Below are 15,133 nucleotides of genomic sequence, written 5' to 3'. Positions count from 1 at the left end.
GTGGGGCACCTCGCGCAGGACACGGCCGCGCTCGACCAGGTCGGGCTCGACCACGTCGCGCTGCTGCGCGGGATCAACGTCGGGACGGCGAAGCGCGTGCCGATGGTCGAGCTGCGCGCGGCCGCGGAGGACCTCGGACACCAGCGCGCCGCCACGCTGCTGAACAGCGGCAACCTCGTGTTCTCGGCCGATCGTCCGCTCGGGGCCGAGGACGCCGACGCCCTGCGGGCAGCCGTCCGCCAGCGCACGGGCGTCGACGCCGAGCTCGTCGTGCTCGGCGGCGACGCGTTCGCGCGGATCGCGGCGGCGAACCCGCTGCGCGACGGGTCACGTGAGGCGAAGCTGCTGTCGGTCGCGTTCGCCCAGGCGGGGCGTCCCGTGGTCGAGGAGGCGCCTCCTGCGTCCGACCTCGCCCCCGAGCTGATGGTCGTGACGGGCGAGGCGGTCTACCAGTGGCTGCCCGACGGCGTGCTCGCCAGTCGCGTGCCCGCCGCGTGGTGGCGGTCGCTCGCCGTGCCGGTCACGGCGCGGAACGACGCGACCGTGCGCAAGATCGAGGCGCTGCTCGCCTCCCGCGGCGTCCCCTCCCCCTGACGTCCGTCGCCTGACCTCGAGGGCGCGGGCTCAGGCGGGCTCGGCGCCGAGGCCCCGGGCGAGCTTCGAGCGCGACGTCGAGGGGACGGCGCCGGCGGCGAGCAGGCGCGTCTCGATCGCGTCGAGCAGGGCGTCTCCCGACGGGCCGTCGACGCCGGGGGCGAGCTCCGCCTCCCACTCGCGCCAGCGACGGACGACGGGCTCGGCCCCCTCGCGGCCCGACACGGTCGCCGTGACGACGTCGTCGGCGAGCTCGGCCAGGGGCGCGCCCTCCCGGTCGCGGAGCGTCGTCGCCGTGCGCGTCGTCTCGAGCACGATCACGGGCGCGACCGTCCGGCCGCCGAGCTGCTCCTCGACCCGGGCGAGCAGCTCGGCGGGGACTCCCTCGTCCTCCGAGCCGAGGGGCGCGTGCACCTCGCGCCGCCCCCGGGTGCTGCCGTCGGAGGCTGATGCGGCCGTCGAGTGGTCGGTTCCTGTCCCCTGAGAGGTCTCGGAGGACATCTCCTGACCACTCGAGTCCTCACCACTCGAGGCCGAGCCGGCGGCCGCGGGAGGGAGCTTGAGGTGCCAGCCCTCGTCGTGGCCTCCCGTCCGTCGGCGGAGCGTGATGCGAGAGCCCAGCAGGAGGTGGTCCTCCGTGTCGTGGTAGACGGCACGGAGGTGCGCGGGGGCGGAGCGCTCGACGCGGGCGACCTCGAGGACGGAGCCGGCGCCTCCTGCGGGGTCCGCGACGCTCGAGACGCGGGCGAAGTCGGGGACGACCGCCTCCTCGTCGACGTCGTACTTGCGCTCGATCTCGGTCTGCTCGTTGGTGGTCATGGAGACCGTTCTAACGCACCGGCCTCCGGACCGCCTTCGCCCCGAGCCCGGCGGGTCCGGACCCGCCAGCCTCCGGACTCGCCGGTCTCCGCACCTGCCCGCGGGCGTAGGGTCGGGGCATGAGCGACGTCGCGCCGACCCTTGCCGGATGGATGGCGCGACAGCGCTGGTACGCCACGAAGGGGAGCACGCCCGCGATCCGGGTGATCGGGTCGTTCGAGGCCGACCTCGACGGCGTCCTCGCGATGACGCTGCTCGTGATCGACGAGGCGCCCGAGCTGCCCGTGCTGTACCAGGTGCCCGTGGTCGCGCGCCGCACCCCGCTGCCCGGCGGCGACGCGGCCTTCATCGGCTCGGCCGACGACCTCTACCTCTACGACGCCCCGCACGACCCCGCGTACGCGCGTCACCTCTTCGAGCTGATGTCGAGCCGTGCCCACGTGGAGGGGTCCGACGTCGTCGTCGACGGCACGCCGCTGGTCGAGGCCGGGCGGGTGCGGAGGTCGCGCGTGCTGAAGGGCGAGCAGTCGAACACGTCGATCATCTACGACCTCGAGGGCGGGCCCGTCGAGCACGCCATCGCGAAGGTGTTCCGGGTGCTGCACCACGGCGACAACCCCGACGTCACGACCCAGGCCGCGCTGACCGAGGGCGGCTCGACCAGGGTGCCGACGACGTTCGGGTCGCTGCACGCCACCTGGCCCGACCCCGGCCGCGACCACGGCGAGGCGCGCGGCCACCTCGCCTTCTCGCAGGAGTTCCTCGCCGGAGCCGAGGACGCCTGGCGCGTCGCACTCGACGCCGCCTCCGCCGGCCAGGACTTCACCACCTCCGCCCGCGAGCTCGGGACCGCCGTCGCCGAGGTGCACGCCACCCTCGCCGAGCAGCTCGGCACGGTCGACGCCGACGCCTCGGCCGTCGCCGAGGCCCTCACGAGCATGCGGCGCCGCATCTCGATCGCGGCGCGCGAGGTGCCCGAGATCGCCGAGCACGAGGAGGCGGTCCTCGCGGTCTACGACGCGGCCGAGTCCCTGACGTGGCCGCGCCTCCAGCGGATCCACGGCGACCTGCACCTCGGGCAGGCCCTCCAGTCGCCCAGCCGCGGCTGGACCCTGCTCGACTTCGAGGGCGAGCCTCTCCGGCCGATGCCCGAGCGCTCGCGTGCCGACCTCGTGCTGCGGGACATCGCCGGCATGCTCCGCTCGTTCGACTACGTCGCCGGGTCGCTCGCGCAGCAGTCTCCCCCGGTCGACGCGGCAGCCTGGGCGCACGACTCGCGGGTCGCCTTCGTCGACGGGTACATCGCCTCCTCGGGGGTCGACGTGCGCGCCCAGCGCGCCCTGCTCGACGCGTTCGAGATCGACAAGGCCGTGTACGAGGCCATCTACGAGAAGCGGAACCGGCCGGACTGGATCGGCATCCCGCTCGCTGCGGTCGCTCGACTCGTCGCGCGGTCGGGTCGCCGCGCGGGCTGAGGCCCGCACCGCCGCCTCTGCCTCGCGCCACGCGCGCGGTGGTGACGGAGCGGAGGAGGCGCGGCGCCGGTCCTGGGGACCGGTGCCGCGCCGCCTTCGCGCTGCCGTGCCGGGCCCTACGGCCGCGGCACGTTGCGCAGGTTCGAGCGCGCCATCGACACGACCTCGCCCGCGCCTCCGTTCATGACGATCTTCGACATCGCCAGCGAGAAGCCCTTCACCTGGGCCCCCGTGATCGCGGGAGGCAGCGAGAGCGCCTGCGGGTCGGTCGCGATGTCGATCAGCGCCGGTCCGTCGTGCTCGAACACGGCCTCGAAGCCGTCGCGGAGGTCGCCCGGCTGGTCGACGTGCACCGCGTGGATGCCGATCGACCGCGCGACCGCGGCGTAGTCGACGTAGGGCACGTCGACGCCGAAGTCCGGGTAGCCGTCGACGAGCATCTCGAGCTTGACCAGGCCGAGGGTCGAGTTGTTGAAGACGACGATCTTCACGGGGATCTCGTACATCTTCGCCGTGATCAGCTCGCCCATCAGCATCGAGAGCCCGCCGTCGCCCGACATCGAGACGACCTGGCGGCCGGGGAACGCGAGCTGGGCTCCGAGCGCGTGCGGCAGGGCGTTCGCCATCGAGCCGTGCAGGTACGAGCCGAAGACGCGACGATCGGCCGTCGGCGTGATGTACCGGGCCGCCCACACGTTCGCCATTCCCGTGTCGGCCGTGAAGATCGCGTCGTCGGCGGCGATCTCGTCGAGGATCGACGCCGCGTACTCGGGGTGGATCGGGACGAGCTTCTCGGCCCTCTTCGTGTACGCGCCCACGACGCTGCCCATCAGCTTCTCGTGCTTCTCGAGCGTCTTGTCGAGGAACCGACGGCTCTTCTTGGGCTTCACCAGCGGCTTCAGCATGCGCAGGGTGGGCAGCACGGCACCGTGAACCGGCACGTGCACCGTCGCGCGACGACCGATCACGGCGGCCTCGACGTCGACCTGGGCGACCGTCACCTGGTCGCCGTCGGGCAGGAACTGCGGGTAGGGGAAGTCGGTGCCGAGCAGCACGAGCAGGTCGGCGTCGTGGATGCCCGCGTGCGCGGCCCCGTAGCCGAGCAGGCCCGTCATGCCGACGTCGTAGGGGTTGTCGTGCTGGATGACGTCCTTGCCGCGCAGGCTGTGGCCGATCGGCGCCCCGACGACGCCGGCCAGCTCGATGATCTCGTCGTGGGCGCCGCGGCCTCCCTCGCCGACGAAGAAGGCGACGGTGCCGGCCGCGTTGATCGCGTCGGCGAGGGCCTGCACGTCCTCCTGCGCGGGGACGAGCTCGGGGGCGCGGGTCGTGAGGTGGGGCGGCGTGGCGCCCTGCGCCTCGAGCTCCGCGATGTCGCCGGGCAGCGTCACGACGCTGACGCCGTGCCCGGCCACCGCGTGCCGGATGGCGGAGGCGACGACCGACGGCGACTGGACGGCCGTCGAGATCATCTCGGAGTAGCCCGAGCACTCGACGAAGAGCCGGTCGGGGTGCGTCTCCTGGAAGTAGTCGGTGCCGATCATCGCGCTGGGGATGTGGCTCGCGATCGCGAGCACCTTCGCACGGCTGCGGTGGGCGTCGTAGAGGCCGTTGATCAGGTGCAGGTTGCCGGGGCCGCAGGAGCCGGCGCAGACGGCGAGCTCGCCGCTCATCTGCGCGTCGCCGGACGCCATGAAGGCCGCCGCCTCCTCGTTGCGCACGTGGATCCAGTCGATGCCGCCCTTCGCCGAACCTCCGGTGCGGCGGACCGCGTCGACGATCGGGTTCAGGCTGTCGCCGACGATCCCGTAGATGCGCCGGACCCCGGCGGCGACGAGCTGGGCGATGATCTGGTCGGCGACGGTGTCTGCCACGGTGTGTCCTCCTCGTGTCGTTCCTCCCAGCCAACTCCCCCGTCCCTCACCGCCGACCGGGCATAGCCTGTGCCCATGACCGACACCGCCACCTCCTACGTCCCCGAAGCCGGCTCCATCACGATGTTCAGCACGTCGTGGTGCGGCTACTGCGCCCGCCTGAAGCAGCAGCTCGGCAAGCAGGGCATCGGCTTCACCGAGGTCAACATCGAAGAGGTCGCGGGCACCGCCGAGATCGTCGAGAGCGTCAACGGCGGCAACCAGACGGTGCCGACCGTGATCTTCCCCGACGGCTCGACCGCGACGAACCCGTCGCTCGCCGACGTGAAGGCGAAGCTCGGGCTCTGACAGCCACCAGGCGCACCGGCGCCTGCGACGCGAGAACGCCCCGTCCCTCCCTCAGGAGGCGCGGGGCGTTCTCGTGCGCCGAGTCGCGTCAGCTCTGCGGTGCGGCCGCGAAGAACTCGATCTGGTTGCCGTCGGGGTCCTTGACCATCAGGGTGGTGCCGAAGTCGGGGTCCTCGAGGTCGGACTCGATGCCGACCGACGCGGCGTGCTCCTGCCAGGCGACGACGGCGTCGCGGTCGGCCACGGCGAAGCCGATGTGGTCGAGGCCGGGCACGGTCGGGTCGAAGGGGACTGCCTTGCCCTCGGTGTAGGCGGTCACGCCGAGGATCTGGCCGTTGCCGACCGAGAAGAGGCGACGGTCGAGCCCGTCCAGCACGATCTGCCCGACGGGCGGAGCACCGAGCAGCGACTCGTAGAACGCGAGGCTCGCGTCGAGGTCGGACACGGTGATGGCGACGTGGGCGTAGCCCTGGATCTCGGGCATGGGGTGCTCCTTCGGGTGCGTGCGTGTGGTGGTCACCCGACCCAACTCCCGCCTCCTGGGAGGCGTCCCTCGACGGCGGGCGAGTTCGTCGCAGCCGGGCTGCCATGACGGCCCGGGACCGACGAACTCGCCCGCCGGGGCGGCCGGTGCAGTGTCGAGACGGCAGTCCGGCGCGAGGTGCAGCTACTCGGCGAGGGCCTCCGTGAGGAGGGCGACGAGCGCGCTGAGCTGGATGTCGGTCGAGTCGACCACCTCGCTGTCGTCGCCGTCGAGGGCGCGCGCCGCGAGGCCCGCCTTGCTGTCGATCAGCTCGGCGATCTTCGTGTCGATGGTCTGGGCGGCGATGACGCGCCAGGCGGTGACGGGTTCTTCCTGGCCGATGCGGTGCACGCGGTCGATGGCCTGCGTCTGCTCGGCGTCCGTCCACGACAGCTCGGCGAGCACGACGTTCGACGCGACCTGCAGGTTGAGCCCGACGCCGGCCGCCGTGAGCGAGCAGACGACGACCTCGACCTCGGGGTCGTCCACGAACGCGTCGATCTGGCGCTGGCGCACGGCCGGCGTCTGGTCGCCGCGGATCGACGAGTACTTGATGCCGCGCTTCGCGAAGGTCTGTTCGGCGACGTCCATCACGTCGATGTGCTTGGCGAAGAAGACGACCTTGCCGACGTTGCGGGCGAGCTGCGCGGTGTAGTCCGCGGCGAGCCCGGCCTTGGCCTGGCCGATGCGGCGCACCATGCTGAAGACGTTCTCGCCGTTCTTCGCGGTGGTCGTGTCCTCGAGCTCCCACTTGGCGACCTGGCGCACCAGGTCGTGGTCGATCCCCTCGACCCGGACGCCGGAGGTGCGGGCCGCGAGCGCGGACCGGTACCGGGAGACGAGACGGCGGGCCAGCTCGCGCTCGGCCTCGCGGATGGAGCGACCGGCCTCGTCGTCGAGCTCGACGGGGAGGTCGGCGATGCGGCGGGCCGGGATGTCCGCGGCGACGTCGACCTTGCGGCGTCGGACGATGCCGAGGTCGATGACGATCTCGCGGGCGGACGAGAAGAAGCCGGGATCGGCCGGCGTGAGGCCCGCCTCCTCGAGCTGTTCCATGAGCTCGGCGGCGGGCTTCTTGTCGCCGATCCAGCCGAGGAACTCCCAGATCGCCCGGAAATCTTCGATGTCGTTGATCAGCGGCGTGCCGGTGAGCGCCATCAGCAGCGGGTGCGCCGTGCGCGAGCGGATGCGCTCCGACAGCTGCAGCACGTGCCGTGACCGCTGCGACTCCTTGTTCTTGATGAAGTGCGCCTCGTCGACGATCATGCCCTTGAAGCCGAGGTCGCCCAGCCAGCCGACGTGGCGGTCGAGCACCTCGTAGTTGACGATCACCACGTCGGCGAAGGCGTCGAGGGTGTCGCCGTCGCCGTGGATGACCGTGGCCGTGCGGGTCGGCGTCCAGAGCTGGACCTCGCGGGCCCAGTTCGTCTTGACGACGTTGGGCACGACGACGAGCAGCGGGTAGGCGCCTGCCGCCTGCGCGGCGAGCAGCGACTGGGCCGTCTTGCCGAGGCCGGGCTCGTCGGCGAGCAGGTAGGTGCGGTGGCCCTGGCGGGCGGACTCGACGAGCTGTGCCTGGTGGTGCATGAGAGTCGCGCCGGCCGGGGCGTCGACGGTCGTCGGCTCGGGGAGCGGCATGCACGCGGATCCGCCGCCGGCGCCGTACTCGAACGACTTGAAGAGCGGGCCGAAGAGCTCCCAGTTGGCGAGGCGCACCGGGTGCACCTCGCGGGTGACCTCGGCGAGCGAGAAGTCCGGCGGCAGGAACGGGTTGGCGAGCTGACGCGAGACGACCGACTGCGGCACGACCTGGCGCTCGGAGACGGGCGCGACGGGCGCGGCCTCGCGCACGACGACCTGCTCCTCGGGCGCGAGCTCCATGCCGGCGGACATCTGCATGTCGCGCTTGAGGGCCTTGGCGCTCTCGGACACGACCGCGTCCTCGCCGAGCAGGGCGATGAGCGACGTGTCGCGGGCCGCGGTCTTCGCGAGGATCTGGGCGACGCCGTCGAGGCGCTTCATCTGCTCGGCGCGCTCGGAGTCGCTGATCGCCTTGTCGACCTTGACGCGGGCGCGCTCCTCGCGCATCAGCAGCGCGATGACCTGGAACTTCGTGCGGCTGGAGGGCTTCACCTGCCCGCGCTGGGCGGCGGCCTCCACCTCGCGCACGGCCCGGGCGAGGACGGGGATGAGCCCGTCGTTGTCCACCTCGCGGCGGCGGTGCTTCTGGGGGGCGGTGCGGGTGCCGCCCTGCTGACGCTGGCCTGGTCGAGCCAAGGCTCCTCCTCGTGGTCGACGCGACGGTCGACGGTGCTGTGTCGTCGAGCGACGACGGGTGGTGCTGCGGTGCGGCGCTCCGGCCCGGGGGCTGGCCCCGGCTCTCGTCTGCGCCGGCTCTCGTGTGCCCCGGCCCTCGCCTGCCCCGACGCGACGGACCGCCGCGGTGCGGACACCGGGGCGAGACGAGACACGACCGGACGACTTCGGGTCGGACGGCGGGAAGGCACGGACGGACGGAACCAGCCTCAGACGCGAGGTGCGGAGGAGGCGCGGTGCCGGCGACACGTCACCGGGCCCGTGCAGACCTGGCCGACACGGACCTGGCCGACACAGACCTGCGAGGCGGACGAGCCGCCGCCGGTCGTGTCGGACCCACCGTGTCGGACGACGACACGGACGGTGCTGCGCCCTACTTTACGCGCTCACGCGCCCGCGACGCCACCGGGCGCCGCCGTGTCGCGGGCGGCGGGGGCCGGCCAGCCGCCGAGGGCCCCGGCCGCGGCGCCGAGCAGCTGCTCCGCCTTGCGCCGCCCGGTGTCCGTGCCGAGCGTCGCCTGGCCCCCCGCGTGGGCGAGCAGCTGGGCCGCGGCCGCCGGGGCGAGGCGGTCGGCGAGCTCCGGCGCCGCGCGCGCCCAGGTGCGCGAGAGCTCGTCCGCGAGCCGCTCGCACGCGCGAGCCTCGGACTCGTCGCCGTTGCCGCGGTGCCACTGCCCCGTGACGACGAGGTGGGCGACCAGGGCCGCGGCGTCGCGGGCGGGGTGGCCGAGCCCGGCGGTGTCGATGTCGAGCAGGCCGGTGACGTGCCACGGCCGCTCCGGGTCCACGAAGAGCTGCTCGAGGTGGAGGTCGCCGTGGATGACGGCGAGGGCGTCGCCCGTCCAGGACGACCGCCGACGCTCGATCTCGCCGTACAGGGCGTGGATCTCGGGCGCACGCTGCGGCAGGGCCGTCGACAGCGTGCCGCGGTGCCAGTCCGCGTGGTCGAGGGCGTCCGACTGGGCCCGGTTCGTGATGTGCACGCCGGCGACCAGCCGGCCGAGGTCGACGATCTGCCGCACGAAGCGCGGCTCGTCCGCGAGGTCGGCGACGCGCTGCCCCGCCGGCACGCCGGGGACTCGCTCGAGCACGAGGAGCCCGTCGGGCCGCGACGCGAGCACGCGGGGCACCGGGAGGCCCTGCGCTCGGAATGCCTCGTGCTGGGCGACGATCGGGGCGACGCGGTCGGGGCGGACGACCTTGACGAACACGGTCGTCTCGGGCGAGTCGAGCCGGATGACCGCCCTCTTGCCCGGCCGGTACGCGGCGACGCTGAGGGTCGGCGAGGTGACCACGATGCCGAGCGCGGCCAGCGACTCGGTGACGCGGTCGGGGTAGGTGACGCCGGCGAGTGCCGGGAGGAGCGGGTCGGCCGGGTAGGCCCAGACGGCGAGCTGCTGCCCCGTCGACGGGTCGGTGGTGAGGACGCTCGTCGCGTCCGCCGTCGACACGTCCGTGTCGATGAAGGTCAGGACCGTGTCGGAGGTGCCCGCCTCGTCGACCGTGTCGACCTCGTAGCCGTAGAGGAACCCGTGCCCGGAGGGCTCGACCGAGTGGGGCCGGAAGGCGACGACGGTGAGCCCCGAGCCGGCGAAGGCCGCGGGGAGCACCTCTGCTGAGTTCGGCCACACGCGTTCAGTAAACCCGTCGGAGGCCGCCACCGCGGGCCGACGGCGCGGCACGGTTACCCGATCGTGATGCGGGCGCGACGGTATCCTCGGGAGCGTGCACCTCGTCTCGCGCATCCGTCAGACGCGGCGCACCCCTCTGCTCCAGGTCGCCAAGACGTCCGCCGCGGTCGTCGTCGCCTGGTTCGCGTCGGTCGCGCTGCTGCAGCAGCCCCTGCCGATCTTCGCCGCGATCGCCGCGCTGCTCGTCGTCCTGCCGAGCGTCAACCAGTCGCTCGTGCGCGGGCTCGAGCGGAGCGTCGGCGTGGTCGCGGGCGTGCTGATCGCGTTCGCAGCAGGTCAGCTGTTCGGCGCCTCCACCTGGATCGTCCTCGGCATCGTCGTCGTCAGCCTGCTCGTCTCGTGGGCGCTCCGCCTCACCCCGAGCAGCGCGAACCAGGTGCCCATCTCGGCGATGCTCGTGCTCGCGATCGGGGCGCAGACCCCCGACTACGCGCTCGACCGGGTGCTCGAGACCGTCATCGGCGCCGTGGTCGCCCTGGCGATCAACGCCCTCGTGGTCCCCCCGGTGCTGCTCGCGCCCGCCCACCTGGCGGTCGGCCGCCTCACCCGCGACCTCGCGGCGGTGCTGGACGAGCTCGGCGCCGTGCTCTCGACGCCGAGCGACCGCGACCGTCTCGGCGCCGTGCTCGTGCAGGCGCGAGGCCTGCGAGACCTCCAGGCGAAGGCCGCCGCCGCCGTCGCCGCGGGCGAGGAGAGCCTCATGCTCAACCCGCGCGCGAGCCGGCAGCGGACCGTGCTCGAGGCGGACGCGGCGCTGCTGGTCCGGCTGACGGCGCTCGTGCACCGCGCCGTCGGAATGACCCGCTCCGTGCACGACAACTACGACGTCGAGCTCGTGGACGACCCGGCCGTGGGCCAGATCGCGGAGGAGCTGCACCGGGCGGCACACGACCTGCGGCTCCGGGGACGGAAGGCCGAGGCCGGCTCGGCACCCGCCTCCTCGGGGCCGTCACCGGACGAGCGTCGGCTGCACGGACAGCCCCCGCTCGGCGGCGAGCGCCCGCCGTTCGACGTCGGCGACGCCGACACGAGCCACGACGCCTGGCCCGAGGCCCCCGCCCTGACGGCGCCGGTGCGGGTGCTCCGGCCCGACCCGGAGCACTGGGTGCTGATCGGTTCGCTGCTCGAGGACATCCGCCGGGTGCGCGAAGAGATCATCGACGAGTGACCGGCGACCGGCGGGCGGCCCCCGGCGACCCCTACGCGCCCTTCGGGCTCGACCCCGAGGAGGCGCGCGACCTGGCCGAGGGCGTCGTCGACACCGCCGACGGCCGGGTCGTGCTGCACCGGTCGGCCGTCCTCGACGACGTGGGCGCTGCCGGCGACGCGGCCCGCGCCTCCGCGACGGTGATGCTGCACGGGGCGGCCGGCTCGTGGACGACGTGGCTGCCGCTCCGCCGTGCCGTGCGCGAGGCCGGCGCGGACGCCCCGGCGGCTCTCGCCGGCCCGCTCGTGCTGATCGACCTGCCGGGCTGGGGTGCCAGCCCGGCCCCCGCCGTCGCCCTCGACGTGCACGCGGCGTCCCGGGTCGTCCACGCCGTGGCCGACTCCTGCGGGCTCGACCGCTTCGACCTCGTCGGCCACTCGCTCGGCGCCCTGGTCGCGCTGCACGTCGCCGCCCAGACGCCCGGTCGCGTGCGGTCGCTGGGGCTCGTCTCCCCTACGACGTTCTCCGCTCTCGAGGCCGCGTCGCGGCCGTGGCGCGGGCTGCGGACGGTGCCGGCCCTCGTGCTGCTGCGGGTGGTGTTCCGGGTGCTGCCCCGCGCCTCCGGCCCCCTGCTCGCCGGTGCCGCCAGGGTCGGCCTGCTGCGCACGCTGTCCGCTCCCGTCTTCCGGCACGTGCGTCGGGTGCCCCGGTCGGTGCTCGAGGCGTTCGTCGCCGAGATCCGGCCGCGGGCCTTCGTCGCGGCCGTCGAGTCGGGCGTGGGCTACGACACCGGCACGTGGGCGCGGATCACCTGCCCGGTCGCGGTCGTCGCCGGGGCGGAGGACGCGTTCGCGCGGCCGGACGACCTCGTGCGGCTGCGGGACCTGCTGCCGGAGGCGCGGACGACGGTGCTGGTCGGCTGCGGGCACTTCGCGCACGTCGAGCGACCGCGGGAGACGGTCAGGGCGCTGAGCCCTCGGCGCTGAGGGCGTCGACGGCAGCGTGGGGGTCCTCCCCCTCGACCGCGGCCACGATCATGTCGACGCACGCGGGGTTCCCGAGCGGCCGAAAGTGCCCGTCGACGGGGAACGTCACGTTCTCGGCTCCCGGCAGCTCGCTGCCCTCGGTCACGTGCGCGTCGAAGCCCGAGGCCATCGAGACGATGCGCTCGTTCGCCTCGAGCTGCTCGGCGAGCTGCAGCAGCGCGGCGTCGCTGGGCGAGAACGCCCGCAGCGCGGGGTTCGGCAGCACCCGCGACCAGCGCGTGCCCGAGAACGGGCTGTTGATCGCGACCATCCGCTCGATGCGCCGGTCGACGTCGGTGCCGACCATCATCGACTTGCCGACGAGGCCGCCCTTGCTGTGGGCGACGACGACGACCCCGCGCAGGTCGTGCGCGTCGAGGACGCGCTGCGCCGCCTCCGCGGTCGCCGGGATCGGCTGCCGGTTGTGGCGCATGCCGGGCACGACGACGACCGGGTGCCCGAGGCCGGACAGGCGCTCGCCGATGACCCGGAGGTGCCGCCAGGTCTCGTAGACGCCCGGCAGCAGCAGCACGGGGGCGCGGTCGCCGTGCCGCCACCGTGCGGGGACGACGCGGCCGGACCGCGGCACGAGGTGCACGCGCCAGACGAAGGCGTAGTCGGTCACCACGGTCGCGGCGAAGCGGACCAGGCCGACGCGACGGCGGCCGCGGCCCCGGGACGGTGCAGAGGTCATGGCCCCGACGCTAGGCCGAGGTGCTCAGGCGACGCTGTGCGCCGGAGCCGAGCCGGCAGCGGTCCCGGCGGGCTCGTCGTCGACCCAGACCGGGGCGTCCCGGAACTCGACGGCAGCGCGCGAGGCGGCGAGCGCACGCACCCAGCCGGTGCAGATCGACGCCCACGGCGGCGGGAACTGGGCCGCGTCGTCGAGGAGGCGGAGGGCCAGGCCGGCATGGCCGGCACGGGCTGCGGCGCTGGCCGCGTCGGGCAGCGCTCCGATCACGTAGCGGACGACGAGGACGCGGTGGTCCCACGCCATCTGGTCGATGTCGTCGAACGCGCCCCAGGCGCTCTCGATCTCGCGGCGCAGCCGCGTCACCTCGACGGACTCGAAGCCCTGCGATCCCTCGCTCATGTGCCCCCCTCAGAGCTGGACGGGCGCCGGTGCCCGTCGAAACGCGACCGATCGGTCGCCGTCGAGAAGATACCACGCCACCGGTTTCGAGACGAGGTCGAGGGCTGCAGCGCGCGAGGGCCGATCCGCGCCTGCTCACCTGGGTGTCCCCCGGAAGCTGGACCGCCGCCGGGCGGGACGGGACTACCGTCCACGACGCACCCTCACCGGTGCGACGCAGCGGCTCGACGGCCGCACGCCCCCACGACTGAAGGAGTCCCCGTGTTCCAAGGATCCCCCGCCCTGCGCGAGTCCATGCAGAAGGTCCTCGTCGACCTCATCGAGCTCCACATCCAGGGCAAGCAGGCGCACTGGAACCTGCTCGGCAGCAACTTCCGCGACCTGCACCTGCAGCTCGACGAGATCGTCGACGCGGCCCGCGAGTTCAGCGACGAGGTCGCCGAGCGCATGCGCGCCGTCTACCTCGTGCCCGACGGCCGTTCGAACACGGTCGCGAACGAGACCAGCCTCGTGCAGTTCCCCGCCGGCCCGGTCGAGACCACCTCGGTCGTCGACCTGATCGTCGACCGCATGTACGCCGTCGTCGACACCATGCGCACGGTGCACGACGACGTCGACGACGAGGACCCGACTACGGCCGACGTGCTGCACAGCATCCTCGAGCGCCTCGAGCAGCTCGCCTGGATGACCGGTGCCGAGAACCGCCACCCGGAGAAGGACGCCGCGTCGGCGGACACGCGCGGACGTGACGAGGACGCCATGGCCGAGGGCCAGGACCGCGTCGGCGCCGTCGCCAACTAGCGACCCGCCGCCCGCCCCCCGCCGCCCGCCCCCCGCCGCCCGCCCCCCGCGGGCACCACCGACTGGGCACCGCCCCGGAGATCCCCTACGCGACCTCCGGTGCGGTGCCCTTCCCACGACCTGGAGGCACCACATGACGGACACGAGCGACCGCACCAGCACGGACACCACACCTGACTCCTTCGACCACGTCGTCGTGGGCGGGGGCATGACCGCCGACGCCGCGGCCAAGGCCGTCCACGAGGCCGACCCCGACGCGACCGTCCTGATCGTCAGCGACGACGTCGACGAGCCGTACACGCGCCCCGCGCTCTCGAAGAAGCTCTGGATCGACCCCGAGTACACCGCGTCGGACAACGACCTGGGCACCCGCGAGGCGTCGGGGGCCGAGATCCGCCTGCGCACCTCGGTCACCGCCGTCGACCGCGAGGCCCGCACCGTCACGACCGACGACGGGCGGACCGTGTCGTGGGGGCGCCTCCTGCTGGCGACCGGCGGCACGCCGACCCGGCTCGACCTGCCCGAGGACGACCGCGTCGTGCACTTCCGCACCGCGGGCGACTACCGACGGCTGCGCGAGCTCTCGGGCGAGGGACGCCGCGCCGTCGTCGTCGGCGGCAGCTACATCGGCACCGAGCTCGCCGCGGCGCTCGTGCAGAACGACACCCGCGTGACCCTGGTCACGCCCGACGACGTGCTCGGCGGCTCGGTGTTCCCGGCCGAGATCGCCACGCGCTTCGAGGCGGCCTTCGAGGAGGCGGGCGTCACGCTCGTGAAGGGACGTCGCGTCGAGGGCGGCTCGGCCTCGGACGCCGGGGTGCAGGTCGTGCTCGACGACGGGACGTCGCTCGAGGCCGACGCCGTGGCCGTCGGCCTCGGCATCACGCCGTCGACTGAGCTGGCCGAGGCGGCTGGCCTCGAGGTCGAGGACGGCATCGTCGTCGACGCCTCGCTGCGCACCTCGGACCCGCACGTCTTCGCCGCCGGCGACGTCGCCTCCTACCCGGACCGCATCCTGGGCCGCCGCCGTGTCGAGCACGTCGACAACGCCAAGGAGCAGGGCGCCTTCGTCGGGCGCGTCATGGCCGGGGCCGACGAGACGTACGGGCACACGCCGTACTACTACTCGAGGGTCTTCGACATCTCGTACGAGGCGGTCGGGACGCTCGACGCGTCGCTCGAGACCGTGGTCGACGACAAGGGCGACGGGTCGGCCGTGGCGTACTACCTGTCGGACGGCGCCGTGGTCGGCGTCCTGCTCTGGAACGTCGACGACGCCCGTGACGCCGCCCGCGCCGTCCTGGCCGAGGGCACGGACGTGTCGAGCGAGGGGCTCGTCGGACGGATCTGAGCCGGGACGAGACCGGGCGGAAGGGCCCCGGGGACGCGCACCGCGCCTCCCCGGGGCCCTTCGTCGTGTGTGGACC

Annotated in this window: 14 protein-coding genes; 7 read left to right on the top strand and 7 right to left on the bottom strand. The window is 73.7% G+C overall.

The window, feature by feature from the left end; genetic code table 11:
- Nucleotides 1-594: a DUF1697 domain-containing protein gene (locus EDF20_RS10970; protein ID WP_133738646.1), complete on the top strand. Its 594-nt coding sequence runs from the start codon at nt 1-3 to the stop codon at nt 592-594.
- 30 nt (nt 595-624) lie between these two features.
- On the opposite strand, the gene EDF20_RS10965 is transcribed toward EDF20_RS10970, so the two are convergent.
- Nucleotides 625-1,413: a CYTH domain-containing protein gene (locus EDF20_RS10965; RefSeq protein ID WP_133738645.1), complete on the bottom strand. Its 789-nt coding sequence runs from the start codon at nt 1,411-1,413 to the stop codon at nt 625-627.
- A 119-nt stretch (nt 1,414-1,532) separates the two neighbouring features.
- On the opposite strand from EDF20_RS10965, the gene EDF20_RS10960 reads away from it, so the two are divergent.
- Nucleotides 1,533-2,888 (top strand): phosphotransferase, encoded by a 1,356-nt coding sequence (locus EDF20_RS10960; protein WP_133738644.1) that lies wholly within the window; start codon nt 1,533-1,535, stop codon nt 2,886-2,888.
- Between the two features lie 116 nt (nt 2,889-3,004).
- On the opposite strand, the gene EDF20_RS10955 is transcribed toward EDF20_RS10960, so the two are convergent.
- Nucleotides 3,005-4,762, bottom strand: a complete 1,758-nt coding sequence (locus tag EDF20_RS10955; RefSeq protein WP_133738643.1) for a pyruvate dehydrogenase — start codon at nt 4,760-4,762, stop codon at nt 3,005-3,007.
- A gap of 75 nt (nt 4,763-4,837) precedes the next feature.
- Here EDF20_RS10955 and EDF20_RS10950 point away from each other — a divergent pair, with 75 nt between their 5' ends.
- On the top strand, nt 4,838-5,110 hold the full coding sequence (locus EDF20_RS10950; protein ID WP_123548654.1) for a mycoredoxin: 273 nt from the start codon (nt 4,838-4,840) through the stop codon (nt 5,108-5,110).
- Nucleotides 5,111-5,198: 88 nt separating this feature from the next.
- Here EDF20_RS10950 and EDF20_RS10945 read toward each other — a convergent pair whose 3' ends face one another.
- The 3 genes from EDF20_RS10945 to EDF20_RS10935 form a co-directional block, all read right to left on the bottom strand.
- On the bottom strand, nt 5,199-5,594 hold the full coding sequence (locus EDF20_RS10945) for a VOC family protein (protein WP_123548653.1): 396 nt from the start codon (nt 5,592-5,594) through the stop codon (nt 5,199-5,201).
- A gap of 183 nt (nt 5,595-5,777) precedes the next feature.
- A complete protein-coding gene (locus EDF20_RS10940) occupies nt 5,778-7,910 on the bottom strand; it encodes a DEAD/DEAH box helicase (RefSeq protein ID WP_123548652.1) in 2,133 nt (710 codons plus the stop codon).
- A gap of 425 nt (nt 7,911-8,335) precedes the next feature.
- Nucleotides 8,336-9,580, bottom strand: a complete 1,245-nt coding sequence (locus EDF20_RS10935; protein ID WP_166644802.1) for an aminoglycoside phosphotransferase family protein — start codon at nt 9,578-9,580, stop codon at nt 8,336-8,338.
- Nucleotides 9,581-9,674: 94 nt separating this feature from the next.
- On the opposite strand from EDF20_RS10935, the gene EDF20_RS10930 reads away from it, so the two are divergent.
- Together EDF20_RS10930 and EDF20_RS10925 are read left to right on the top strand one after the other, a co-directional pair.
- Nucleotides 9,675-10,808: an FUSC family protein gene (locus tag EDF20_RS10930; RefSeq protein ID WP_133738641.1), complete on the top strand. Its 1,134-nt coding sequence runs from the start codon at nt 9,675-9,677 to the stop codon at nt 10,806-10,808.
- The gene (locus EDF20_RS10925; RefSeq protein ID WP_133738640.1) at nt 10,805-11,773 is read left to right on the top strand and encodes an alpha/beta hydrolase; all 969 of its coding nucleotides are present in this window, start codon (nt 10,805-10,807) and stop codon (nt 11,771-11,773) included. Before EDF20_RS10930 ends, EDF20_RS10925 begins: the two co-directional genes overlap by 4 nt.
- Here the strand turns inward: EDF20_RS10925 and EDF20_RS10920 are convergent.
- Complete coding sequence (locus EDF20_RS10920; protein ID WP_123548648.1) at nt 11,748-12,506, bottom strand: alpha/beta hydrolase; 759 nt, start codon at nt 12,504-12,506, stop codon at nt 11,748-11,750. The genes EDF20_RS10925 and EDF20_RS10920 overlap by 26 nt on opposite strands.
- A gap of 24 nt (nt 12,507-12,530) precedes the next feature.
- The gene (locus EDF20_RS10915; protein ID WP_123548647.1) at nt 12,531-12,905 is read right to left on the bottom strand and encodes a hypothetical protein; all 375 of its coding nucleotides are present in this window, start codon (nt 12,903-12,905) and stop codon (nt 12,531-12,533) included.
- A 294-nt stretch (nt 12,906-13,199) separates the two neighbouring features.
- Here EDF20_RS10915 and EDF20_RS10910 point away from each other — a divergent pair, with 294 nt between their 5' ends.
- The gene (locus tag EDF20_RS10910; protein ID WP_123548646.1) at nt 13,200-13,706 is read left to right on the top strand and encodes a DNA starvation/stationary phase protection protein; all 507 of its coding nucleotides are present in this window, start codon (nt 13,200-13,202) and stop codon (nt 13,704-13,706) included.
- A gap of 133 nt (nt 13,707-13,839) precedes the next feature.
- Complete coding sequence (locus tag EDF20_RS10905) at nt 13,840-15,057, top strand: FAD-dependent oxidoreductase (protein WP_133738639.1); 1,218 nt, start codon at nt 13,840-13,842, stop codon at nt 15,055-15,057.
- The last annotated feature ends 76 nt before the right edge of the window (nt 15,058-15,133 follow it).

Source organism: Frigoribacterium sp. PhB116 (genome assembly GCF_004364285.1).
In the GTDB taxonomy this organism is placed as follows: Bacteria; Actinomycetota; Actinomycetes; order Actinomycetales; family Microbacteriaceae; genus Frigoribacterium.
The sequence above is the reverse complement of the archived record's forward strand: the minus strand, read 5'-3'. Positions and strand labels throughout refer to the sequence as shown.

Bases quoted from the DNA above. Each gene is read 5' to 3' on its own strand.
- EDF20_RS10910 (WP_123548646.1), top strand. From the start codon at position 13,200: ATGCAGAAGGTCCTCGTCGACCTCATCGAGCTCCACATCCAGGGCAAG.
- EDF20_RS10950 (WP_123548654.1), top strand. From the start codon at position 4,838: ATGACCGACACCGCCACCTCCTACGTCCCCGAAGCCGGCTCCATCACG.
- EDF20_RS10965 (WP_133738645.1), bottom strand. From the start codon at position 1,413: ATGACCACCAACGAGCAGACCGAGATCGAGCGCAAGTACGACGTCGAC.
- EDF20_RS10945 (WP_123548653.1), bottom strand. From the start codon at position 5,594: ATGCCCGAGATCCAGGGCTACGCCCACGTCGCCATCACCGTGTCCGAC.
- EDF20_RS10905 (WP_133738639.1), top strand. From the start codon at position 13,840: ATGACGGACACGAGCGACCGCACCAGCACGGACACCACACCTGACTCC.
- EDF20_RS10915 (WP_123548647.1), bottom strand. From the start codon at position 12,905: ATGAGCGAGGGATCGCAGGGCTTCGAGTCCGTCGAGGTGACGCGGCTG.
- EDF20_RS10920 (WP_123548648.1), bottom strand. From the start codon at position 12,506: ATGACCTCTGCACCGTCCCGGGGCCGCGGCCGCCGTCGCGTCGGCCTG.
- EDF20_RS10960 (WP_133738644.1), top strand. From the start codon at position 1,533: ATGAGCGACGTCGCGCCGACCCTTGCCGGATGGATGGCGCGACAGCGC.